The sequence below is a fragment of the Photobacterium damselae subsp. damselae genome, from assembly GCF_038086725.1.
Lineage (GTDB): Bacteria > Pseudomonadota > Gammaproteobacteria > Enterobacterales > Vibrionaceae > Photobacterium > Photobacterium damselae.
Genome location: NZ_CP146970.1, coordinates 1,891,005 through 1,914,850, shown reverse-complemented (window position 1 = coordinate 1,914,850; position 23,846 = coordinate 1,891,005). Strand labels below are relative to the sequence as shown.

Sequence of the window (23,846 nt, the reverse complement as noted above, 5' to 3'; positions counted from 1 at the left end):
TGAATTGGTAAAAATTTACAAAATAAAAATAATAAAACGCCTAATTTTTAGACCGATTAATTATGATAAGTAAGTTTTGAAATAATATTTTGCTATAAAAATGGCGCTTTATATATGCAATAAAATATTATGAATATTGTTTATTTTATTGATTTAATTGAAGTCTTATTGATGAGACTCTTTTATCTATTCAAATAGTAAGATCTTCAATGAATTGGCAAAAATAAACATTCACTCACAAAATTATCTATAGGCTAAAAAGGAATTATTTAATCATAAGTAATGGGATTCTCACAATGGCAGATGGGTAGACTTAAATAGGTGACGATGTGATTTGGGTTAACTGTACGCATAGCGATAAACACTGTGAAGCAAAAGAAAACTTACGGCAGCTACACAATTTTAAAGATGTTTCGCCTTTTGAGTTACTGGCTTCTATGACGGGTAAAGAATTGGTATTTTTGGAGATCAAAGATTCTTCTTCTGATGGATTTACGTTATTAAAAGCGATACGTAACCGTTATCCATCTACCAAAGTGATTGTGGTATACCATAAGTTAGATTCTGAATTAGCATTAAACGTGTTAAGAGCAGGAGGTGAAGATATTCTACCTGCGAGTTCTAATCGTCAGCAGTTAGAGTCTTGCTTTACTCGGTTGCACACTCATGATGTAGAAGATGAAATAACTCAAGATATCAGTGAGAGAGAAGAGCCGTTACGACCCGCTCTTAAGATTATTGATGAAAATCTTAGCTCACCTTTGCGGGAAGAAGATCTAGCTGCTGCTTGTCACTATTCTCCAACCTACTTTTCACGCCTCTTTCACAGTGTTATGGGGGTAACCCTCAAACAGTATATTATTAAAAAACGGTTAGATATGGCTTGTGGTCTTCTTAGTGCTGACAAAGAAAAGATTGCAGTTATTGCACTGACAACCGGATTTAAGGATGTGTCGTACTTCTCCCGGGTGTTTAAAAAGCATCTTGGCTGCTCCCCAGGAGAATTTCGTACTCGAAAACAACGGTTAACTTAGAACCTTGTTGTTAATCGTAAGTTTTCGATGCTTCACTAAGATACAGTACATAGCAGGGACAAAATAAAATGATAAGAGGGTGGTGAGCAGTGTCCCTCCAGCAATCGCAACGGCAAACGGTGGCCAAAATCCGCCTCCTGCCAGTATCAGAGGAAGAAAGCCTCCTACAGTTGTTATTGTGGTAGAGGTGATGTGGCGAGTGCAACTCATTGTGCCTGAAACTACTGCTGTCATATTTCCCTCTCTTGCTGCGGGGTCGGCTTTAAATTCCGATAGAATGACGATAGCGGCGTTAATGGCTAAACCGATCAAACCGAGCAGGGCAATAATGACGGTAAACCCAAATGGATATTGAAAAACCCATACTGACAATAAGCCAAGACCTGCTGCAAGAGCACTAACCGCAAAAATAATCATGCTGAGTCTAAATGAGTTAAATGACACGACGACCACCATAATCATTAAGGTAATAACTAAGGATAGGTTAGCCATAAGGTTATTAACTGACTCATCTCGTTCTGCAGATTCACCTCCAATATCAATTTTATAACCAACAGGTAATGTTTTTTGGTATTGGTTTAACTCCTGCTCTATCTGATTTAAAACCGTTTGTGGCAATACATCTGCAATTAAATACCCTTCAATAGTATTTACTCGGTTACCATTTCTTCGTGTAATTGCACCAAGGCTTGGCTCTAATTGTAAATCGGCAATGGCGGATAATGGTAACCCAATAGATTGATTTTCATTGGTTATTGGCAACAAAAGATTATTTAAATGACTGAGATTTTCTCTTTGGCTATCAGCAACCCGAACTCGAATTGGAATCTCTTCTTGTCCTTGGATAACGCTACCATTATTTTGTCCAATTAAGGTTGCTTGTAGCAGTTTCGCAACTTGTGTTAAAGATAAACCACTTAGCTGACTGGCTTCTTCATTGACCGAGACGGCCACTTTTGGCAATCCAAATTGCAACGTTGATCGAGTCTCTGTTATGGCTGGATGTTTAGCTAAAATTAAGCGTAATTGATCACCAATTTGCTTAAGTTGGTTGAGATCGTTTCCTTGGACGCGAAGCTCGATTGGAGCATTGAAAGGGGGGCCTTGCTCCAGCTTTCTGACCAATATTTGCGCTTGGGGATAATCGATAGGTAATTGTTGCTGCAACGTTTTAATCATGCGATTAGCCGCGTTAAAGTCAGATGCAGTCACCATGGCTTGAGCAAAATTGTTCGCTCCTTTTTGCATTCCTACCATATTGTAGTAAAACGAAGGTACATTGCCTCCTACCACCCACTGGACTTGTTCAATATCTGAGTATTGATGCAATGTACTATCCAGTTGTTGAACAAATTCTTGGGTATGATAAACACTGCTTTGAGGTGATAGATACACTTGTATTTCAAACATATCTCTATCCGATGGTGGAAAAAATTGCTCAGTCAGTTGTGATGCCCCTATAAACCCTAATAACGGTAACAGAAGACTGAGTAGAACCGTTTTGAGTGGATGATTAACACTCCATACCAATGTTTTTTCAAAACGGCAACTCAGCGAAGGTAAGGTGATCCCGGTATGGTACCAAGCAGAAGAGGGTTCTTTTTTAGGTAAGAATCGACCGGCAAGGCCTGCGACAATGGTGTGGGCAATAAGATAAGAACCGGCAAGAGAAAACGATACGGTGAGCGCGATAGCACCAACAAATTCTCCTGCAGCTCCTGGCATTAAAATGATCGGCATAAAGGCTAAAATGGTAGTTAACGTTGAGCCGAGCAGGGGTAACCAAAGATGGCGCAGAGCCTTATAAGCAGATTCTATTTTCTTCGCCCCTAAATGACGATAATGAGCAATGGTATCAACCATCACAATAGCATTATCGACCATAATTCCTAACGCAACAATTAAACCTGTTACCGACATTTGGTTAATAGGAATATTGGTGTATTTCATTAGCGCAAGGGTTAATAAACTGGTTAATGGTAGAGACAGCGCGACAATTAAAGCTGAACGAGCACCGAGAGTAAGTAGTAATACAAATAAAATAATAATAAAACCGAGCAGTAGATTACCCATAAGTTCTGATAGTCGCTGTTGGGTATAACCCTGTTGCTCAAAGAGGACTTTAGCTTTGATATTATGTGGTAATTGTTGCTGAAATTGCTCGATAATTTGATGCGCTTTTTTACTCCATTGATCGACTCTTAACTGAGGTTGCATTCGAGCGGCAATTATTATGTTGGGTTGCAACTTATTATGGTTCTGAGTTAACGCGATTTCATCCATTGGGTAAGACGGTTGATGGGTGACAGTTGCAATATCTCTGAGTCGAATGACATGACCATTGGAATCAACCAGAACAGGAACCTGCTTAACGCGATCTAGAGAATCTAAGCTATCGGAGACTTCTATTGTAAAGTTAGCGGATGGGCTGATCAGTCTACCGGCTGCATTTTTTGCATCTGCGTTAGCTATTGCCTCAGATAGGGTTGCTGCTGAACGTTTGAGGCTAGTGGCAATAGTGGGGTCGATAGAGACTAATATTTCTTCGTCAATTAAACCATATTCATCCACAAACTCCGTTCCAGATAAATTACGTAAACGATGGCTAAGTTCTTTTGCATAGCGTCTAAGTGTGACCAGGTTGATTTCGCTTTCATGATCCCAACTAAGGGCTACGATCATGGTAAAAGCATAACTGTGATCGCTATCTAACTCCGGAGATAATGTCCCTGCGGGCAGTTGAGGTTCGATGTCGGTTAACTTATCTCGAACCAATGACCAAACGGGTTCTGAATCTAAGATTGTATCTTGTAGTTCGATGCCTACAACCGAAATACCGGGGCGAGAGGTTGAAGTTATAAGTGCGATTTCGTCGAGTTGGCGTAACTGGTTTTCAATTTTTTCTGTGACTAAAGACTCCACACGCTCTGTAGTTGCTCCGGGCAGTACTGTTGTAATAGTCGCATTACGGTTACGAATAATGGGATCTTCTGCTCTTGGTAACGACATTAGTGCAGAGATTCCACTCACAATAATAATGGCAATAAAAAGGGTTAATAAGCGGCTGTTCGCCAGAATCTTATTCATTATTTTTACCCTTTGGCTGCAATGCTGTTTCAACCTCTTGGCCTGCAACAACGCGATGTAAACCATCTGCTACAATCTGCTCGTGGGGGTGAATCGCTCCTGTAATATAGGCGTCAGTACCATTAGCAAAAATCACTTTGACGGTACGCTGCTCTAAAATTTGATGATTTTTGTCAGACTTTGGCACAATTGCCATAACGGTCCAGACGCCACGCAGCCCTTCTGTTAACGCAGTAAGAGGGATCCAATACCCATTTTGTTGCTGGTGATCTTGGTATGTTAGATAGGCTAACTCTCCTGTTAGAAGAGGCGCTTGAAGAGCAAAGCGAAGCTCGACAGTACGAGAGTTAAGGTCAATACTCGCTCCTGGGTTTAATAATTGAGCCGGGTAGAGCTTGTTATTGATACGTATCTGCCAGCTAGGTTGGTTTAAAATCTGCGTCATATATTTCGCAGGAACCCCGATGTGAGCCTCGGTTAGATCATTTGCAAGCAAGGTAAAAGTGGGTGTTCCAATATTAATAACATCACCTTGAGAGACAAAACGTTCACTAATTTTGCCATTATAAGGCGCTCGAATTGTGGATTTGGTCAGTTTTAACCGGTTGGCTGCTAAGGTTGCATGTAATTGACTCAAATTGGCTAGCAAGGCTTTTCGTTGGCTTTGAAGAGAGTCAATTTCTGACGCAGCGCTAAATCCTTTCGCTTGTAAAGTTTGTTGTCGAGCTAAATTAGTATTAATAAGATCTAATTGCGCCTGAAACTGTTGCTGCTGGGCAAATAGTTGCTGCTTTTCTGTTTGTAACAGGTCGGTATCGAGTTCGAGAAGTGGTGTGCCTGCCGTAACATTTCTTCCTACATCTACTAAGATACGTTTTACTTTACCGTTTAGTTCCGAGCCTAAACTTGTTTGCTGTTTTGCTTGAATGAATCCAACAAACTCTCGTGGAATTTGGTAACTGGTTTGAAGCTCTAGTTGAAGGCCATTAATGAGTAAAGGGGATTTTAGTTCAGATGCGAATGCCACATTTTGTAACATAACGCTGCATACGAGCCATAGATGAATATATAAACGGTAATACATCGTAGGTGTTATCCCTTACGTGGCAAAAGAAGTATATAAGAAAGTGTTACTTGAGTTGAAAATTAATCCAACAAAACTAGACTGTCCAGTTTGATTGTTTTAAATATTGTGACAGTAAGTAAAAATTAGATCTTGATTAGAATTTTAGGAAAATGGCGCTGAGAATGAGTACGAAAAAAGTGTTAACCCCTCGAAGTCAAAGAAAGCGAGAACAAATTTTGGCTGCGGCCAGTGAGCTATTTATGTCACAGGGTTATATGACTTCAATGGACTTAATTGCCGAACAAGCTGGCGTATCAAAACAAACAGTTTATAGCCATTTCAAAACGAAAGATGATTTGTTTGATACGTGTATACGAGCTAAATGTGTTGCTGCTGAGTTTACTGAAACCGCGCTAGATCACTCATTACCGATTCGTGAATTTTTGTGTCAGTTTGCCTATCGATTTCAAGCTATGTTGCTCAGTACTGAAGCGGTTCTTATGTTTCGTACCGCCATCAGTCAAATTGATAATCATCCTGATTTAGCTAAAACGTATTTGGCGGCAGGCCCAGAAGCAACGGTTATTTTGTTAGTTCAGTTTCTTGAATTAAAACAGCAGCAGGGAATTATTGCTATTCCTGAGAACATGACGCTTGAGCAGGCGGCAATGCAATTATTGTTAATGTGGCATGGTAAAGCGGTGTATTGGCGTTATTTAGGTCAAGAGACGCAAGAGCTTGAAACAGAACTTCATCATTATTTAGATGCTTGTGTTGATCTGTTTTTAGCAGGGTATCAAGTTGATAATTAAAACCTCTAATAACGGATTTAAAGAGAACTAATTAGCGAAGACGTTCTCTATAAGTTTTAATCATTTGTGCAGAAATGCAATTCCTAAATTTAAATGTGACCATCACATTAATTTCCTTTGTATCTCCCCGTTTCAAATTGAAGCGGGTTTTTTTTATCTATTCAATTTATAGAGTGCGTTTCAAAAATTGAGGGAATCCGTTATCCTTGCCACTCTCTTAATTACTCAGTTTATCAACTATGAAACAAAGCTCTCATCACTTGAATAAAAAATCACCTAAAGGCGATCACAAAGGTCAATTTGGTATGTCTGAAACTCGCTTTTGGATCCAGCGTTTAGGTAAGACGTTTATTCGTGCACTACACATTCTTGGTATTGCTGGAATGAGTGGTGGAGTCTTTTATGGCGTTGATAAATCGTTATGGTTACATTGGTGGGTTTTAGCTATGGTAACGGGAGTGATTATGGTTGGCTTTGAAATCATCAGTTCTCGATTATGGTTGATCCAACTTAAGGGCGTATTAACTTATGTAAAACTAGGCTTATTGGGATTATTTGCTATCTTACCTCAAGATAAGCCTGCTCTTTATATCATTGTTTTATTACTCTCAGTGATTATTGCTCATGGTCCAGCAGGATTACGTCATTATTCTATTTGGCATAGAAAGCGTATCGATGATAAAAGAAAGTTTAATGGTTGATAATATTTAAGCTCGGTGAGTTATTGAATTTATTGAGCTTTAGTCAATCTATTGGCGGATGATGAATTTGTACATGGAATATATTCGTTGTGGTTAAAGTATAATTTTTAATAATTTGACTATATTTTATCGCTAGCTATATATTGAATTATTTGACAATTGCTTGCCTAATTAATTGGAAATATAAGAAAGGGGAACAATACATTTTATTATAAGAACAGTCATTTATGCATTTAAAACTCCTTTCTCTTGCAATTACTGCCGCTTTATTGACGGGCTGTAATGGTGATAGTAATAGTCCATCAATACCTGTTGAGCCAGATCAACCACTTATACCGCTAGAGCCTTCAATACCAGTTGAGCCGGAGCAACCACTTATACCGCTAGAGCCTTCAATACCTGTTAAGCCAGAGAAACCATTAATACCTCTGGAACCATCTAGTCCAATCGTTATTAATGGGTTATTTAGCTTTAATAATAGCCAAATTTTTGGACCTACAATTTTATGTAACGACAAGCCTGCTAATGGATTTACCTTTGATGCTGGTAGCAGTATTTCTTGTACCTATGCTGAAATAGAGCTTGCTACATTTTCTAATGTTGGATTATCGCCGTCAAAACAAGGCGATGTTCTCTATCAAAGGACATTAGACTTAATGGATTCAGACCGTTTTTCTTCATTGTCTGATGAGCAAAAGTCAAATATAAAAGATAATTTAAATACATTATTTAATCGTTTTGCTGTATTAACAGATAAAACAATTAACTTAGAATTACAGAGCTTAAATTTACTAAAGTTTAAAACTTTTTATGAGAGTGATAGTGACTTAAGTTTAGCTCCGAGTGAATTTTCCCAATTGTTACAGCAAATAGCAGATGAGAACATTCAACCAGATAGTCAGCCATCTACTCATAAGCCTGATATTAAGCCAGTAGTAACTCCTGGAGCATCAGACGATTTAAATTCAGGTTTTGTTTCTGCTAATGCAGAAGATAACTATCACTATAAGCCACAGCAGCCTATTTTAGCTGAAGCTGTTCTTGTTGACTCTAATGGACTGCCAGTTCAAGGTGTTGAGTACTACAGTTTATCTAGTCGCGGTATTACAGACAGTACAGGTAAATTCAGTTTTAACTGGGGGGATACTGTTTCCTTTGGTATTGATACGTTTGAGCTTGGCGAGGTGAGAGGAAATAAAAATTCATTTTATCTAACAGAATTAGCTCCCGAAACCCAGGGGCGTAATATTGAACGTCTACTCAAACGATATTCAACGGGAGCAGACCATATTGTAGTAGCCCCTACGGTTAAAAATATTTTTTCTCAGTATCCTAATGTGATTAACGATATTATTCAGTTGTCATTATCTGAGTCGACAAAAATTAACAATGGTACTGAAATTGTTGAAGTAAAAGGTGAGTTTGAGCAGCAATTTGAATCAGGGTTAGCTCATCAGGTTGATCAGGCTATTGAGCTAAATCTCATGGATAACTTAACTCGTTTTTACAATGTTAGTACCAGTAGTAGCGATCGAGTCATGAACGCATCAACGGGTGATGCCAAGCATGTCTTAAATCAAGTGAAAAATTTATGGGGAATCAATCAAGGATGGTTACCAGTTCATAAGTTCCATGTCTTTCATGATAGTACCAACTTTTATGGCAGTACGGGTAATGCAAGGGGACAAGCTGCGATAAATATCTCTAATTCAGCATTTCCTGTCATGATGGCCCGTAATGATAATAATTACTGGATCTCCTTTGGGGATAAAGCAGCATGGGATAATCATGGTTTAGCATTTATAACTGAATCACCATCCATTGTTAAGCCTGAACTCGTAGGTCATGAGCGTGCAACTTTTAATTTACCGTTTATTACGTTAGGTAAAATTGGGCTTGGTAAAGTCATGCTGATGGGTAATGCCCGCTATAATAGTATATTAGTTTGCCCTAATGGTTATAGTTGGGATGGCAGTGTAAATGCTCAAGGGGTGTGTTCTAAGACAAATGATAGTCATGATATGGCGAATTTCTTTAATAATGTATTTAAAGAACTATCGGCTGAATATTCTACATCAGCAGAGCCGATTACAATTGGTACTAATATCTCCACGGTTTATTTTAAAAAAGGTGGCCAGACAAGGGGTCATTCAGCTAAATACATTATTGATAATAAAGTCTTCAATGTAGAAACTGTACAGATTGCTAACTTTGATATTAATCCTAGAGAAATGCCTATTTTGATCTTAAATGGGTTCGATTATATTGATATTAAAGGTCATTATGATGTACCACTATCTGCAGATCTCACTAAGCCTAAACTCACTCAAGAAGATATCACCGCACTTATTCGCTATGTTGAACTAGGTGGTTCCATTCTTATTATGGAAACCCTAGATAAAGAGAATACAGGTGAGTTGGGGCGTTTACTTGATAGTGCTGGTATTGCCGTTACTCGCCATTCAGTCGTTCCTAATGGAAAGCAGGGGTATCCTGACCGCCCTCGTTCATTAAGAGCAAATCCGATTTGGGTATTAGAGCGTTATGCTAGCGTTAAAAACGAATCAGGTGATGGATATAAGCTTCCATATACTATTTCACCTGATGGATCTGTCGTGTGGGATTATATTGCGAATAATAAACCGGACGATAAGCCAAAATTAGAAGTCGCTACATGGCAAGAAAAAAATGATAAAGGTGAGTTAATTACTCGACCGGCTTTTTTTGAAGAAACACCAGATCTAACGCAAGAACAAATTACAGCTAAGCAAAACGAAATTTTAAGTCACTTTGATGGTTATGAAGTTTGTAAAAATAGTGGTTATGATTATGAAGTAAATTGTTTGGAGCGTCGTCAAGGTAGTGATATTCCTGTAACAGGTACAATGTTTGTTCCACGTTACACTGAACTTGCTTTAGGTAACGCTGTTGCTAATTCTATGATTAAAGCGGCAGACTTAGGCACAAATATAGAACGCTTATATCAGCATGAACTGTACTTCCGGACCAAAGCAAAACAGGGTGTTCGTCTAAGCAATACTGATTTAAATCGATTATATCAAAATATGTCAGTATGGTTATGGAACAGTATTGATTATCGTGTGGATAATGATGTTAGCCAAGACGATTTAGGATTTGCTCGATTTACTGAATTCTTAAACTGTTATGGCGATAAAGTACCAGGTCAAACTACCTGTAGTGATTCGCTAAAGAAAAGTCTTGAAGATAATAATATGATTTATAAAGCCGGAAATGGGAAATATTCTGGTTGGATGAATCCAAGCTACCCTCTTAATTATATGGAGAAACCACTAACACGTTTGATGCTGGGGCGCAGTTATTTTGATCTAGATATTAAAGCTGATATTCGTCAATATCCAGGGGAGGCTAGGTCAAGCGGTGGCGGTACAAGTGTGGCTGTCGATTTAAGTAATAAGACTGCGGCTTGGTTTGCAGGCAACCGTCAATCAACAGGTCAATGGGCAATAGCACAGGAGCCAATGACGATTGCAGCATCAGGTAATACTAAACCCATTACAGTGATAGTTGCACTTGCAGATGATTTGACTGGACGAGAAAAACATGAGTTAGGTCTAAAACGTCCACCACGTATAACTAAAACATTTACTTTACAACCGGGCACAACTGAGACTATTACAGCACCTTATGGTGGCCTGATATATGTTCAAGGAAATGAAACGGGTCATGTCACATTAAACTTCTCTGGCACAGTAAATGCGCCATGGTTTAAGGATAATCAGTGGGTAAATGATCTAAACTCACCTGCACCAATTGGTGAAATTGAATCTCAGAGTTTTATTTATACAGCACCAAGTCAGAATCTACAGGCAAAAAACTACCTTAATGGCGCGGTTGGTTTTGCTAAAGAGTTGGATATTTTCTCTCAAGATCTAAATGATTTTTATGCTAGAGATGGTCAAGATGGTGAAGGCGGCTCAAATCAACGAGCAACCGATTCATCTCGTCCTAATAATAAACATCATTTTGTGAATGATATTGCAATTTCAATTGGTGCTGCACATTCTGGTTACCCAGTGATGAACTCTAGCTTCAATACAGATAGCCAAGAAATTGGTTTGCAGCCTTTGACTAGCTGGTTATTAGCTCATGAAGTTGGTCATAATGCAGCAGAAGCGCCTTTTGCAGTCGAAGGGGCAACTGAAGTGGTTAATAATATTTTTGCTCTTTATATGCAAGAAAAGCATCAAGGAAAAATGAAGCGCGTTGAGCAGGACATTCGTATTGCACCAGAATTTGTTGCGCAAAATCGAATACATGCATGGGCTGAGGCCGATGTGGGTATGCGTCTAGTCATGTTTGCTCAGTTGAAGTTATGGGCACAATCTGAATTTAATATTCAAGATTGGTATCTAGATAAAGATGTTCCTGCGTTCTATAACGCAAAATCATCTTTATCAGGTTGGGATCTCTTTAAGTTAATGCACCGCTTGACTCGTAATGAGTTGGACAATGAGATGACATTAATTGGTGAGACTAATTGGTGCCAACCTCAATCGGGCTTAACAAAAGGTGATCAATTGATGGTATGTGCATCTTATGCTTCCCAACGGGATCTTAGTGATTTCTTTAAGGATTGGAATCCAGGTTCCCAAGCGTATTTTTCACCAAATTCAATAGCGCCTAATTATGAAGGTGGAATTTCTGATTCTGGACTTCAGATAGTGCGAGATATGAAGTTACCTAAGCCAACAACGAATCCATTAGCGATTGAGCAAATCTAACTCAAAGTTATTTGTTCATATAAACAAAAAGCCATCGCATAATTAAGTGCGATGGCTTTTTTGTTTTAACGGAACTAACTGTAAAAGTTAAGCCGCGTCTGCGTGTCCGTGAATACGGTGTTTAGTCACAAAACCGACAAGGAAACACATTAGGAATACAACAGCGTATAATCCATTTGCTGTCATCAGTGCAGCGTGAGTGCCAAAGCTTTCAACAATAGGGCTGGTAACAACGAAAGTTAACATTGTACCAATGGTACCGCACAGTAGAATAAAGTTAACTAACTTAGGAGAAGCCGCTTTTGTCTGCTGTGAACCTAGAGTAATAATTGAAGTGTAAATAGCACTACTAAAGAAGCCTAATGCAGAAATAACGTAAAGCAGTGTCTTCGCATCAGTATCGGTATTAAACCAGTACATCAGTAGAGTCGCTAGGGCAGAAAGCACCATCACAAAACGCTGAAGATCAAATTTCTTAAGCAGCACACTGAAGATCCACATACCGATCATATATGCTCCCCAGAAGTAACTTACAAGTTGACCAGCATCCGTGATTGTCATTCCTAACTGTTTGGTCGCGTATTCTGGAATCCAAGAAACAAAACCAAGTTGACCTAGAATGTAACAAAGTGCAGCAATGGATAAGAATAATACGCCCACACCCCATTTTTCTTTCTCTGGAGCAGCTTGTTGTTCATCTTCTTTTTTACCTAACTCAGGGAAAGTAGAAATTAGAGCTAGAATAAAGATAGCAAGATAGATCACGCCAATTGCAGCGTATACCCAGTACCATTCAAGATGATGGGCAAGTACGGCAGTTGAAATTACAGGGAAAATCATACCCGCCATACTGAAGAATGAATCAGTAAAGAGTAGGCGAGAACCGCGTTGCTTACCCTCATAAATATGGGTGATCAAATAAGTACCGATAGACATAGTGATACCACTTACGACACCGAGTACAAACATACAGCCAGAGAATAATGCAAGGTTATGACCAAACATCAAACCAAGAATGGCAAGTACCATTAGGCCAAAGCCAAACATTAGCTGACGTTTAAGCGGAACAATTTCCATCAACCAAACATTCAGGAAGATTGAAATTAAAATACCAGTATTTAAAAAGGTGAAGGTATTACTCATGCTTGATATTGGTAAGTCGAAATACTTAGCAATATCACCCATCACGATACCTGTGACGATGATTAGTGAGCCCGTTAGCGCATATGATAAAAAACTAATCCATGTCAGGAGGTTGCGATTTTTGTTTGTCATAGCAAATCCTGAATATAAGGTCTTAATAGAAATAATGTGATGCGAATCCTACCAATTCATATTACATTTAATTGTGATTACACTCACAAAAAATAACTAGGAAATGAAAAATTATTCTGAAATGGAATTAACTGATTCAGGTTTTATTCAGTATTGTCTTAAAAGGTGTTTATTTTGTGATTTGTGTCACTAATTATCATGGTGTTATGCATTTCGATTAATATTGCCTTATTCCTAAATATAAATAATAAATTTTCATTATAGAGATAAGATTACTTTATTTCGTTTGATATAGGTCAATTAAATAAAACGGTTAAATTTTCCTAAATACCTATTAAGTAATTAGTGAATAGTTATCTAAATAAAATGACATTACTCTTTATATAAGATTAGTGCTTAGGTAGCGTTTGTTATGTCAATCAACCCAAATAGTCATAATGTTAAGTCTATTTTTTCCAGAAAAGAAAGAGGATTTGTCCATTTAGTTGGCGCTGGTCCAGGAGATCCTGATTTATTGACAATTAGGGCTTTGCAAATAATAAAAAATGCGACGGTTATTGTTTACGATAATTTGGTATCAAGAGAAATACTGCAATTAGTCCCTAATGAGGTTCAATTAATTAAAGTTGGGAAAAAATATAACTGTGTATCAACATCGCAATGTGAGATTAACGAGCTATTAATAACACTTGCTAATCAAGGTCATATTGTTTGTCGTCTCAAAGGAGGTGATCCTTTTATTTTCGGACGAGGAAGTGAAGAAGCGTTAGTACTCGAACGACAAGGGATCTCATACGATGTCGTTCCCGGAATTACAGCTGCAATAGGTTGCGGGGCTTACAGTGGGATTCCTTTAACACACAGAGGAATATCGCGTGGGGTGACTATGATTACAGCTCATGGAGGGGATGATAGCTACCAAATTGAGTGGGATGCGTTAACTCATTTGGATCATACTCTTATTTTTTATATGGGCTTACATAAGGTTGAATGGATTACTCAAAGCTTAATAAATCATGGGATGGATTTTAATACTCCGATTGCGATTGTTAGTCAGGGGACGACAAATCAGCATCACCATATTATTGCAACGCTTAAAACAATATCAGAAAAACTCTACCAAGTATCCATTAAAAGTCCATCCATTATTATTGTTGGAGAGGTTGTTAATCTTGCTGAATTAATAAACTGGTATGGAATAAAAAAAGAAAACAATATTCACTATGAAGGTGTGATGTAATGTCTAAGTATTTAAATAATACAGAGTTGGAACGATTGATATCGGAGCTTAAATGCTCATATCAAATAATGGCTCCAACGTATGAACATTTTGGTGGTCGATTTGCACATACAGATAACTTAATTTACAAAAATATTCATTCTGCGTCAGAGATTGTGTGGCATGAGAAGTCACATTTTTCCGCAAAAGAGATTATCTTTCCTATTACTCAAACCCTGTTTCATTTTCATGGCGATATGATCATTGAACCAGAGCATACAGCCAAGCCAACGATTGTATTTCTTCGTGCTTGCGATATTCATGCATTAGAACGACTTGACTATATGTTCTTAGAAAATGGTGGTAATCGAGATATCTATTATCAAACTCTACGAGATAAACTTAAGCTGATATTAATTGAATGTGAACACAGCTTTGATTCTTGTTTTTGTATATCGATGGGAACAAACGAAACAGATAATTATGCGGCGGCTATACGTGTCAGTACTGAGGGAGCAGTAATTAAAGTTAAAGATGAAGCACTAATCCCTTTTTTTGCTGAGCTAGGATCAGATAGAGAATATGAACCTAAGTTTGTGCAAGAAAATCAGATTAAAGTTCGCTTACCGGAGCAAGTTTGTTCTGATCCTCAGAAAATCCGTCAAATATTACAAAATGATCCCAGTTGGGCTGAGTATGATCGCCGTTGTATAGGCTGTGGTCGATGCACAACTTCTTGTCCAACCTGTAGTTGCTACAGTGTTTTCGACTTTGCTTATGATGAAAATCCTACATACGGTGAGCGTCGTCGACAACATGCTAGTTGTATGGTTGGTGATTTTACAGCCATTGCTGGTGGTCACTCTTTTCGAGATAAAACGGGCGAAAGATTACGTTTTAGAGCATTGCATAAAGTGAATGATTATAAAGCTCGCCAAGGAACTCAACATATGTGTGTGGGATGTGGTCGTTGTATCGATCGCTGTCCTCAATATATCTCTTTTACCCGAATTATTAATCGCATGACTGATATTGTAGAAAATGCGATTAAATCAGAGCAACAATAGGAGTTTCTATGTGTCAGCATGATTCAACTTACCAATGTAACTGCGGACGTCATAACAACACCTTGTTGCCAAAGGCGTACAAAATTTTAGAGATAACCCGTTATACAGATACAGAATGGAACTTTCGAGTCGAAAAAGATTTTCCGGCCCGTTTAGGGCAATTTGTTGAAGTATCACTGCCAATGTATGGCGAAGCGCCTATTTCAGTCTCTGACTGCGGTGAAGACTATATTGATTTACTGATCCGAAAAGTAGGTAAAGTCACCAATAAACTGTTTGAACTCAATGTCGGTGATTGCGTTTGGATGCGCGGGGTTCACGGTAATGGATATCCTATTAATGATTACAACAGAAAACATCTTATCGTTATTGCTGGTGGTACAGGTGTTGCTCCTGTTAAAGGTTTAATCCAGCACTTTAGTGAACAACCTAAACTACTTTCTGGTATGGATGCGATTCTGGGCTTTCGTAATCAAAATGCAGTGTTATATCGTCAATGTATGCCGCTATGGCGAGAGAATATCAACCTAATCACTACATTGGATGAAGGGGAGGCGAATAATGAATTTTGTATTGGTCGAGTTACTGATTACTTTGAACAGTTAGATCTTTCTCAACTAGAGAATACTCAAGCCATAGTGGTTGGCCCACCAATTATGATCAAGTTTGCAGTTCAAGCGCTATTAAATAAAGGCCTTAAAAAAGAGCAAATTTGGGTCGACTACGAACGCAAGATGGCATGCGCTGTGGGCAAATGTGGACATTGCCGAATTGGTGATAAGTATGTCTGTGTTGATGGCCCCGTATTTCGTTTTGACCAAGCTGAGTATTTAGTAGATTGAGGATTAGATGATGGATCTCGATGTAGATATTATTAAGACACGAGCAAATGGTGATTATCGTCTGTCTAAAGTTCGTGGCGAGTGCATGATAAGTGTTCGTATTCCGGGCGGTATCATGCCTGCTCATTTATTATCGGTAGCTCAATATATAGCTCAAGAGTTTGGTAATGGCATTATCCATTTAACCACTCGTCAGAAGCTCGCAATGCCTGGAATAAAATATCAAGATATCGATAAGGTGAACAAAGCCTTAGAGCCTTTCTTGCAAGAGATTACTGTTGAGCAATGTGGTATTGATGTTGAAGATACTCAAGCTGGGTACAAAAGTATTGCTGGTCGTAACATTGTGGCTTGTCAGGGCAGTCGAATTTGTCAAAAAGCAAATACGGACACCACAGGTCTTGCTCAACGGTTAGAGCATCATATTTACCCTCAGCCTTATCATCTCAAGATTGTATTAGCAGGTTGTCCTAACGATTGTGCTAAAGCCAATATGGCTGATTTTGGGGTACTAGGTGTGGCAAAAATGCACTTTAATGCTGAACGTTGTATTGGCTGTGGTGCATGTGTTCGTGCTTGTGAACACCATGCGGTTGGATGTTTATCTCTTAAAAACGGGAAGGCAATAAAAGAAGAGAGCAAATGTATTGGCTGTGGTGAATGCGTATTAGCCTGTCCAACATTGGCTTGGCAACGTGACCCAAAACAACTCTATATGGTGAAATTAGGGGGACGTACTTCAAAGAAAACGCCTCGTACGGGTAAGATGTTTTTAAACTGGGTTACAGAAGATGTACTTCATCAAGTGATTGAAAACCTTTTGGCATTTGAAAAAGAGATGCTTGAAGGTAAGCCTGTATATTTACATATGGGACATCTTATTGACCGAGCAGGCTACCATAAATTTAAAGAGCGTGTACTTAGAAACGTTGAGCTTAATCCTGAAGCTCAAGTGGCAGAGCGTATTTATTGGGTTGAAGATGAATACGTTGCAAATATGCATGTGAAATCTGCAAATTAATACAATAAATAGTTAAACAGAAATAAGAGGGGAGAATTTTCTCCCCTCATTAAAGAGATATCTGAACAAATTTAATATCTTAGCTTTGTTTGGATTTTGGTATAACAATTATGAAAGCACTAGTAGATACAACCTATTCTTTATCAAACGCAGTTAATGATAATTCACACTTTGAGTTAGTTGATGCTGATCATCAAGATATTTCAATACTTTCGGTTTTAAGTTGTATTGAAATCGATCCATTAATTCCAGAAAAACTCTCTTTGTATGCTTATCATCAACTTCAGCAAGCTGATATTATTTTATTTTCATCAGAGATCCCTGAATCACTAGATAATTTAATTGGGGATTCTGCTATTGATTATCAATTAAATATTTTTGATTTTGATGCAAAAGAAAAAGTGAAAGAAGTTAAGAGTTGTATTGTAGAAGGTCAAAAAGTGGTATGGCTTATTGATGTTAAAGAGCGTTTTAGTTTTGCGTTTACTCAAATTGAACAGTCTCTTAAACAACTGCAAATTGGCTATGAAAAAGTATTATTAGGTAAGATCTATCATTGTACATCTGAACATTTCTAGACATATCATCAAAGTAGGCCGATACCTTATTCGATATTCATAGGTCTAATCTGATTAAACTAAGATTTCAATATTGCCTCTCGTCAGACTCAATAACTTGGATGATGATAAGGCATGACTTATGATTTTTAAGTATGACTTCTGTAGCCAAGTTTAAATCTAATTTTTATCAGTAATAGTCCATGCGGGAGGATCGTATGAAAAAGGGTGTTGTATTTACTTTGGCAGGCGCTGCAGCTCTAGTTGCAAGTTCTTTAGTTTGGGCTGCCAATAATAATGATGTTGGTAATATTACCATTTATTCACAACCTAATGCTCAGTCAAAAGTCATTGAAAAAATAAATGGCGATGCTCCTTTAATGACTATTTTCATCGATAAAGATTGGTCTAAAGTCGGTGATCCATCAAATGGTCAGACTGGATGGGTTAAAAACAGTGATATGCAAAATGCGACTAAATCGGTAGCAACAAAAAGTAACCAAACCACGAAGACAACAAAAACTGACGATGGTGTGCAAACGGTAACCAAAGGGGTTGTTCAAACGCAATACGGTCCTATGCATTATGAAATTACCCAGTTCCAAGGAAAATCTGCGCCTAATAATAAAGAAGCTAAAGCATTCTTTAATAAGATGCAGAAAATGCAAATTGATATGAATAACGCATTTGCAAACTCATGGGGTGATATGGACAGTATGCAAGCTAACATGATGAAAATGATGGGTGAGCAGCAACATATCATGATGCAGATGGATCAACCAACAAAAACAGCCGTGAAGACGGGTCAACCTAAAGCAGTTTCATCTGCAACATCAGAAACTAAATAACCTTCTTTCTCCCAAAAGCTCTTTGATATTCATCACAATATTGAGGAGCTTTTGCTGCATCTCCTAAAAAGTTAGTAGCATTTTTAATCCATCCTCTAGATTAATAAATAATCAATTGTAAGTAAGTTATTACAACTAATTTGGGAAGATGTTTTTTCCCATAGAGTGGAATGTTTTTTCCCATTATTGATTTATTGATGGGCTTCATAGATATGTATAGTGCTTATTATTAAGGGCTGTTATCTCTTTTTAATTGGTTAATATGACAACTGTTTGCTGGATTAATCACTACATGGAGTACTGATTGTGATTACCGTATTTAGTTTGATTGTTATCTTTTTAGTGGGCACATTGATCTATAAGAAGTTCAATCCCCAAACGACGTTGTTTATTGGTGGTATCGTTATGATGTCCGCCGCAATAATATTTAATATTGGCACGCCACTGCCTGAGGGGGCATCAAGTGGTAATAGCTGGCTAGATATTTTTACTTTTATTAAAAACACAACAGCAAAAACCGTTGGATCACTAGGTCTGATCATTATGGCTGTGGGTGGTTTTGCTAAATATATGGATCATATTGGCGCTTCACGAGCGTTAGTGAATATTGCTATAAAACCATTAGGATATTTTAAAGCACCGTATTTCGTGATGGCTCTGGGTTATATCATGGGTCAGATCTTAAACGTGTTTATTCCAAGTGCTTCTGGCCTTGGTTTGCTGCTAATGGTAACGCTATATCCAATTCTGGTTCGTCTTGGTGTTAGTAAGATGTCGGCGGTTGCGGTTATTGCAACTTCAGCCTGTTTGGATTTAGGTCCTGCATCAGGTAATGTAAATCTTGCAGCAAAAACGGCAGATATGCCAGTGACTGAGTACTTTGTTAATTACCAAATGCCAGTTGCTATTGCGACCATGATTACCATTGCTGTATTGCATTTCTTTGTGCAACAGTGGTTTGATAAGAAAGGATTAGTTCAAGCTGATAATAATGATATCCAAGTTGAAGATGAATTGGCGAACCCACCATCATGGTACGCATTTTTACCTATCATTCCGCTTGGTCTAATCATGATTTTAAGTCCTTTAGCGATCGAAAGTGTGAAGATCGATGTAGTGACGGCCATGTTTATATCGATTGCTGTTGCGATGATTTGTGAAGGATTCCGTCAAGGAGCTAAAGCGGTCTTTAATGACATTATTGTTTACTTTGATAGCATGGGTCGTCAGTTTGCTCGCGTAGTAACTCTAGTTATTGCCGGCCAAGTCTTTGCTCATGGTATGAAGGTAATTGGTCTTTTGGATACAGTAATTGATGCTGCGGTTCATGCTTCTTTATCTCCAGCAATCATGATTATCCTGATGGTTGTTATTATTACCTTTGCTGCTATTTTGATGGGCTCTGGTAATGCACCGTTCTTCTCTTTTGCCGCAATGGTGCCAGAAATTGCAGGTAAAGTAGGAATTAACTCAATCATTATGTTAATGCCTATGCAGTTGGCGTCGGGTATTGCTCGTTCAATGTCTCCGATTACCGGGGCGATTGTTGCCGTAGCTGGTGTGGCAGAAGTTTCACCTTTTGAGCTAGTTAAACGAACTGCAATTCCAATGATTGGTGCGCTTATTGTATCAACGGCGGTTTCTTTGATTATTGGTTTATAATCCGCTTAAATCCAAATAACTTCGTATTTTGAAGATGTTTGGATAGAGAAAATAAAAAGCGAGCAGGAGAGTATCTCTTGCTCGCTTTTCTATATTCAAATTAAAGAAGTATACCTGTGTTATAGGAGGTGACCTATCAATCAGATATTAAGCTTGTTCAAGCATCTGTTGGCCAAGTTCTTTAACAATATAAGCGGCATCTTGCGCTGTTGTGTTGATCTTTTTAATCAATAGCTCGGCTTTTTCTTCATCGTTGGCCAGGGCTGATTTTACTTTATCAACCATTGCTTTAGACATTGTGACTTTTTGCTTACAATCGTTGTAGAGTGCAGACACAACGTTAGCATCCAGTTCACCACCTTTTGTGAACAGCTCGCCAGCAATTTTGTATACAGTATGAAATTGATTTGCCGAATCTTTTTGCTCTGCTTTTGCTTCTTTTGACCAGTCCTCAGACCAACCTTGAAAAATCGCTGCAACATGTGGATTTGGTGTTATCTTGATTTTTTGCATGTGGATTCCTTTGAACTTTAACTAAGCTAGTGTAATTCAGGCTCTAAATAGAGTGAAGAATTACCCTTAATTTTGGTTAATAGTGACGAATTTTTATTCAAATATTACAATGGCGCTTTGCATTGCGTAGGAACCGATGCATGTGTCTCTTGCACCGCTAAGATCTTGATTGCTCCATCATAATCGGCAGCAAATCCTGTTGTAACCTGAGGCTCTATTTCTGCTTTAATTTTGACATAGATAGGTTGATAGGGTTCTTCTTGTTCTGCTTGAAGTTTTGATGCTTCTTCTATCAATGGTTTTAGAACAGATTCTTGTCCTTCGACCCAGTAGTATTTATCTGTATTACAAGGTTGAAAACTATGAACCTCATGCCCCCAAGTGTATACACCTTCCATTGTTTCTATTTCACCAACATATGGTTCGCTAGAGCAAGCCGATAATAAAAGAGTCAATAAAAGGGAGACAGTCTTAATGCAAGATCGCGTGGTTAACATGAAGTGATTCCAAACAAAATAATAATATTAATCATAACAGTAAGTAAAAAATATTCCTATTAGGAAACTAAAGGCAATATTTTACTTGTCAATTTACTGAGTTCACAAATTTTCCCTAAATAAAATCGATTTGAACATATTTAATGAGAAACACCTTGCTTTTTCGAAAATAACATCATACTGTGATTATAACCAGTAGCCCTATTGGACTTGGAGGTAAGCATATGATTAGCGTGAACTTCGAACTGGCAAAAAGTGCTTATGCAAAGGTTCTCAAATACCCATATGGTGGAGAACTCGAAGCCCATGAGTACCTTTCATTAAGGGTATTTCGTTATGATCTCGCACGAGCGGGAATGCCCATTGATAAATCCTTTGATTTGCGATTAAAAGCGGCAGGTTATCGAACCATAGTAACAAAACCTGCTCAGGCTCATCGTCCTCTACCTAGCTGTGTTTTAGAACAAATGAGTGATAGTTGGAAACAAGCACATGGCTATCTCAATTAAATATCAACGAGGCCTATCATGTTTTGGTAGGCCATTTTAATTTGTCTCTGAATTTATTGACGTCATTTCATTGTGCATCTTGTCTAATGATCACAATTTGGTGATGGGAAAAAGGGATTCTCTTGTAGTTTGTATTGTGTAGTGGAAAAATTTCCCAAAATGGATAAGTTCTGGGAAACCACTACCATGAATAAACAGGATTTTATTGACGCAATAAATCACTTCCAATCCATGACAGATGCTGAGCAGCGGATCTCTCAGTATTTTATGGCGAATTATAGCGTATTACCTTTCGCGAAAATTGATGAACTGTGTAAACAGATTGGCGTGGGCAAAGCAACATTAGGGCGTTTTTTGCAACGTTTGGGCTTTGTTGGCTTTATCGATTTTAAAAAACAGGTGACAGCTGAACTTACCCATACATTAACGACACCTATCGAACGTTATGAAACGGATAACGGCGATTTAGGTTCTAGTGAAAATAATTTATTAGCACAGCATCATACTGAAGTGCTCAGTAATTTAGATAAAACCTTTCATAATATTACCGATGAGCAGTTTGAATCTGCTCTTGAGTTAATGCGCCAACCAAAAGGTAAGCTCTATGTAATGGGGAGTGCCTCATCAGAAGCACTAGCAACATACTTCTATTTGTTGGCTCGCTATCTGCGGCGTGAGGTCATCCTTATTGAAGCAGATATTTCTAAACTTCCTCACCAATTGGTGGATGTTGGCAAAGACGATATTCTTTTTGCGATCTCATATCATCGATATTCCAGCGTGACTGTTCGTCTTGTTAAGTGGTTTCATCAACACGGTGGTTCAATCATTATCATGACCGATCAGGCCGTAAATCCTTTTGCAGCCTATAGTGACATTCAGTTTGTTGTCGAAAGTGCCGGTAATGGTTTTTTCAATAACCGAACGGCTGGCTTTGCTGTTATCGAAGGATTGATAAAAGGGCTTTCGATTCATAAAGAAAAAGAAAATCGTTTCCAAAGAATAGAAGGGTTATTTGAAGAGTTTAGTTTCTTTAAAACCTGACAATGCAAAGTAGCATTAAAAAAGTTGTGAATTTGAAATTAGAATTAGGAAAATACAATGAACATAGTGGATCGTTTTTTAAATTACACTCGCATTAATACCACTACAGATCGTGAGAAGGGTGCCGCTGGGATCATGCCATCATCACCTGGACAGATGGAACTTGCACTTTGGGTTAAACAAGAACTCGAGCAGTTAGGTTTACAAGACATTGAACTACGAGAAACGGCAATCTTAACCGCTACTTTGCCCGCAAATACGACCAAACAAATACCAACGGTTTCATTTTTTGGCCACTTAGATACCAGTGCTGAACAAAAAAATGATACCCATGCGCATATTGTAAATTACCAAGGCGGAGATATTTGTTTAAATCCAGAATTAGACATTATATTAAAAGCTTCAGAATTTCCTGAAATCGCACAATATGTAGACCAAGAGATCATTGTGACAGATGGTACAAGTTTATTGGGTGCTGACGATAAAGCGGCTATTGCGGCAATTTTAGATGCGCTTCAATATTTGCAAGATCACCCAGAAATTGAACATGGCCCAGTTAAAGTAGGGTTTGTTCCTGATGAAGAGCAAGGTCTACGTGGAGCAAAAGCTTTTGATGTAGACTCTTTTGGCGCCGATTTTGGGTATACCTTAGACTGCTGTGGTATTGGTGAGTTTGTTTATGAAAACTGGAATGCAGGTAATGCTGAGGTTACATTTATCGGGCAATCGGCTCACCCAATGTCAGCGAAAGGAAAACTTAAAAACTCTTTACTAATGGCGCATAAATTTATTGCAATGTTGCCACCAGGGGAGGCTCCAGAATATACAGAGGGTCGAGAAGGATATTATTGGGTAAAAGAGCTGTCAGGTAATAGTGCTAAAACTGTTCTAAAAATGGATATTCGTGATTTTACCAAAGAGGGATATCGTCAAAGAATGACGTTTTTGCAGCAATTAGCGGATAGTTGTAAGACGTTATGGGGTGAAAATGCGATCGAAATTGATCTTTCTGATCGTTATGAAAATGTTGCTAATAGCTTAGAAGGCGAAGCTCATTTCCCAGTAGATATCGCTAAAGAAGCGTATAAGCGTAATAATATTGAGATGAAAGTCACTCCGATGCGTGGCGGTTATGATGGTGCCGTTCTTTCGCAAAAAGGATTGCCTTGTCCAAATATTTTCACCGGTGCTCATAATTTCCACTCAATATACGAGTATCTACCTGTGAATTCATTGCAAGCAGCTAGCGATGTTGTTGTTGAAGTAATAAAAATCACTGCAGAAAAAATGGCAAAGTAACCGATTTTAGAAAATAAAAAGACCCCCAAT

At 38.2% G+C, this 23,846-nt stretch carries 19 protein-coding genes; 14 read left to right on the top strand and 5 right to left on the bottom strand.

The annotated features are described in order from the left end of the window. Positions 1 to 329: 329 nt before the first annotated feature. Entirely contained in the window at positions 330 to 1,034 is a 705-nt protein-coding gene (locus tag WAX86_RS08600; RefSeq protein ID WP_005298903.1) for a DNA-binding response regulator, read from the top strand. Here WAX86_RS08600 and WAX86_RS08595 read toward each other — a convergent pair. Continuing rightward, on the bottom strand, positions 1,026 to 4,121 hold the full coding sequence (locus tag WAX86_RS08595) for an efflux RND transporter permease subunit (RefSeq protein WP_341488641.1): 3,096 nt from the start codon (positions 4,119 to 4,121) through the stop codon (positions 1,026 to 1,028). The genes WAX86_RS08600 and WAX86_RS08595 overlap by 9 nt on opposite strands. After that, positions 4,114 to 5,205 (bottom strand): efflux RND transporter periplasmic adaptor subunit, encoded by a 1,092-nt coding sequence (locus WAX86_RS08590; RefSeq protein ID WP_106142915.1) that lies wholly within the window; start codon positions 5,203 to 5,205, stop codon positions 4,114 to 4,116. Before WAX86_RS08590 ends, WAX86_RS08595 begins: the two co-directional genes overlap by 8 nt. A gap of 164 nt (positions 5,206 to 5,369) precedes the next feature. Between WAX86_RS08590 and WAX86_RS08585 the strand changes: the two genes are divergently transcribed. The 3 genes from WAX86_RS08585 (at position 5,370) to WAX86_RS08575 (ending at position 11,463) form a co-directional block, all read left to right on the top strand. Next, a complete protein-coding gene (locus tag WAX86_RS08585; protein WP_005298909.1) occupies positions 5,370 to 5,999 on the top strand; it encodes a TetR/AcrR family transcriptional regulator in 630 nt (209 codons plus the stop codon). 239 nt (positions 6,000 to 6,238) lie between these two features. Continuing rightward, on the top strand, positions 6,239 to 6,700 hold the full coding sequence (locus WAX86_RS08580) for a hypothetical protein (RefSeq protein ID WP_341488640.1): 462 nt from the start codon (positions 6,239 to 6,241) through the stop codon (positions 6,698 to 6,700). A gap of 227 nt (positions 6,701 to 6,927) precedes the next feature. Further along, complete coding sequence (locus WAX86_RS08575; protein ID WP_341488639.1) at positions 6,928 to 11,463, top strand: SslE/AcfD family lipoprotein zinc metalloprotease; 4,536 nt, start codon at positions 6,928 to 6,930, stop codon at positions 11,461 to 11,463. 87 nt (positions 11,464 to 11,550) lie between these two features. Here the strand turns inward: WAX86_RS08575 and tsgA are convergent, their stop codons facing one another. Further along, entirely contained in the window at positions 11,551 to 12,738 is a 1,188-nt protein-coding gene (gene tsgA, locus WAX86_RS08570; protein WP_005298914.1) for an MFS transporter TsgA, read from the bottom strand. 412 nt (positions 12,739 to 13,150) lie between these two features. Between tsgA and cobA the strand changes: the two genes are divergently transcribed. From cobA to dcuC, 7 genes are all read left to right on the top strand, one after another. Beyond that, a complete protein-coding gene (cobA, locus tag WAX86_RS08565) occupies positions 13,151 to 13,978 on the top strand; it encodes a uroporphyrinogen-III C-methyltransferase (RefSeq protein ID WP_341488638.1) in 828 nt (275 codons plus the stop codon). Further along, entirely contained in the window at positions 13,978 to 15,024 is a 1,047-nt protein-coding gene (gene asrA / locus WAX86_RS08560; protein WP_341488637.1) for an anaerobic sulfite reductase subunit AsrA, read from the top strand. The genes cobA and asrA overlap by 1 nt, the downstream gene beginning before the upstream one ends. An 8-nt stretch (positions 15,025 to 15,032) precedes the next feature. After that, positions 15,033 to 15,866, top strand: a complete 834-nt coding sequence (gene asrB / locus WAX86_RS08555; protein ID WP_341488636.1) for an anaerobic sulfite reductase subunit AsrB — start codon at positions 15,033 to 15,035, stop codon at positions 15,864 to 15,866. Positions 15,867 to 15,876: 10 nt separating this feature from the next. After that, positions 15,877 to 16,887: a sulfite reductase subunit C gene (asrC, locus tag WAX86_RS08550; protein WP_068968097.1), complete on the top strand. Its 1,011-nt coding sequence runs from the start codon at positions 15,877 to 15,879 to the stop codon at positions 16,885 to 16,887. 110 nt (positions 16,888 to 16,997) lie between these two features. Then, positions 16,998 to 17,465: a hypothetical protein gene (locus tag WAX86_RS08545; protein WP_036763683.1), complete on the top strand. Its 468-nt coding sequence runs from the start codon at positions 16,998 to 17,000 to the stop codon at positions 17,463 to 17,465. A 197-nt stretch (positions 17,466 to 17,662) separates the two neighbouring features. Next, positions 17,663 to 18,292, top strand: a complete 630-nt coding sequence (locus tag WAX86_RS08540) for an SH3 domain-containing protein (protein ID WP_341488635.1) — start codon at positions 17,663 to 17,665, stop codon at positions 18,290 to 18,292. 306 nt (positions 18,293 to 18,598) lie between these two features. Next, a complete protein-coding gene (gene dcuC / locus WAX86_RS08535; protein ID WP_065170417.1) occupies positions 18,599 to 19,954 on the top strand; it encodes a C4-dicarboxylate transporter DcuC in 1,356 nt (451 codons plus the stop codon). A gap of 147 nt (positions 19,955 to 20,101) precedes the next feature. Here the strand turns inward: dcuC and WAX86_RS08530 are convergent, their stop codons facing one another. Together WAX86_RS08530 and WAX86_RS08525 are read right to left on the bottom strand one after the other, a co-directional pair. Next, positions 20,102 to 20,467, bottom strand: a complete 366-nt coding sequence (locus WAX86_RS08530) for a hypothetical protein (protein ID WP_005298931.1) — start codon at positions 20,465 to 20,467, stop codon at positions 20,102 to 20,104. A gap of 104 nt (positions 20,468 to 20,571) precedes the next feature. Continuing rightward, a complete protein-coding gene (locus tag WAX86_RS08525; protein ID WP_341488634.1) occupies positions 20,572 to 20,964 on the bottom strand; it encodes a hypothetical protein in 393 nt (130 codons plus the stop codon). A 224-nt stretch (positions 20,965 to 21,188) separates the two neighbouring features. On the opposite strand from WAX86_RS08525, the gene WAX86_RS08520 reads away from it, so the two are divergent. From WAX86_RS08520 to pepT, 3 genes are all read left to right on the top strand, one after another. Further along, positions 21,189 to 21,473, top strand: a complete 285-nt coding sequence (locus WAX86_RS08520; protein WP_036763687.1) for a hypothetical protein — start codon at positions 21,189 to 21,191, stop codon at positions 21,471 to 21,473. Positions 21,474 to 21,659: 186 nt separating this feature from the next. Then, entirely contained in the window at positions 21,660 to 22,517 is an 858-nt protein-coding gene (locus tag WAX86_RS08515) for a MurR/RpiR family transcriptional regulator (protein WP_005298932.1), read from the top strand. 57 nt (positions 22,518 to 22,574) lie between these two features. Next, entirely contained in the window at positions 22,575 to 23,816 is a 1,242-nt protein-coding gene (pepT, locus tag WAX86_RS08510) for a peptidase T (protein ID WP_005298934.1), read from the top strand. Positions 23,817 to 23,846: the final 30 nt, after the last annotated feature.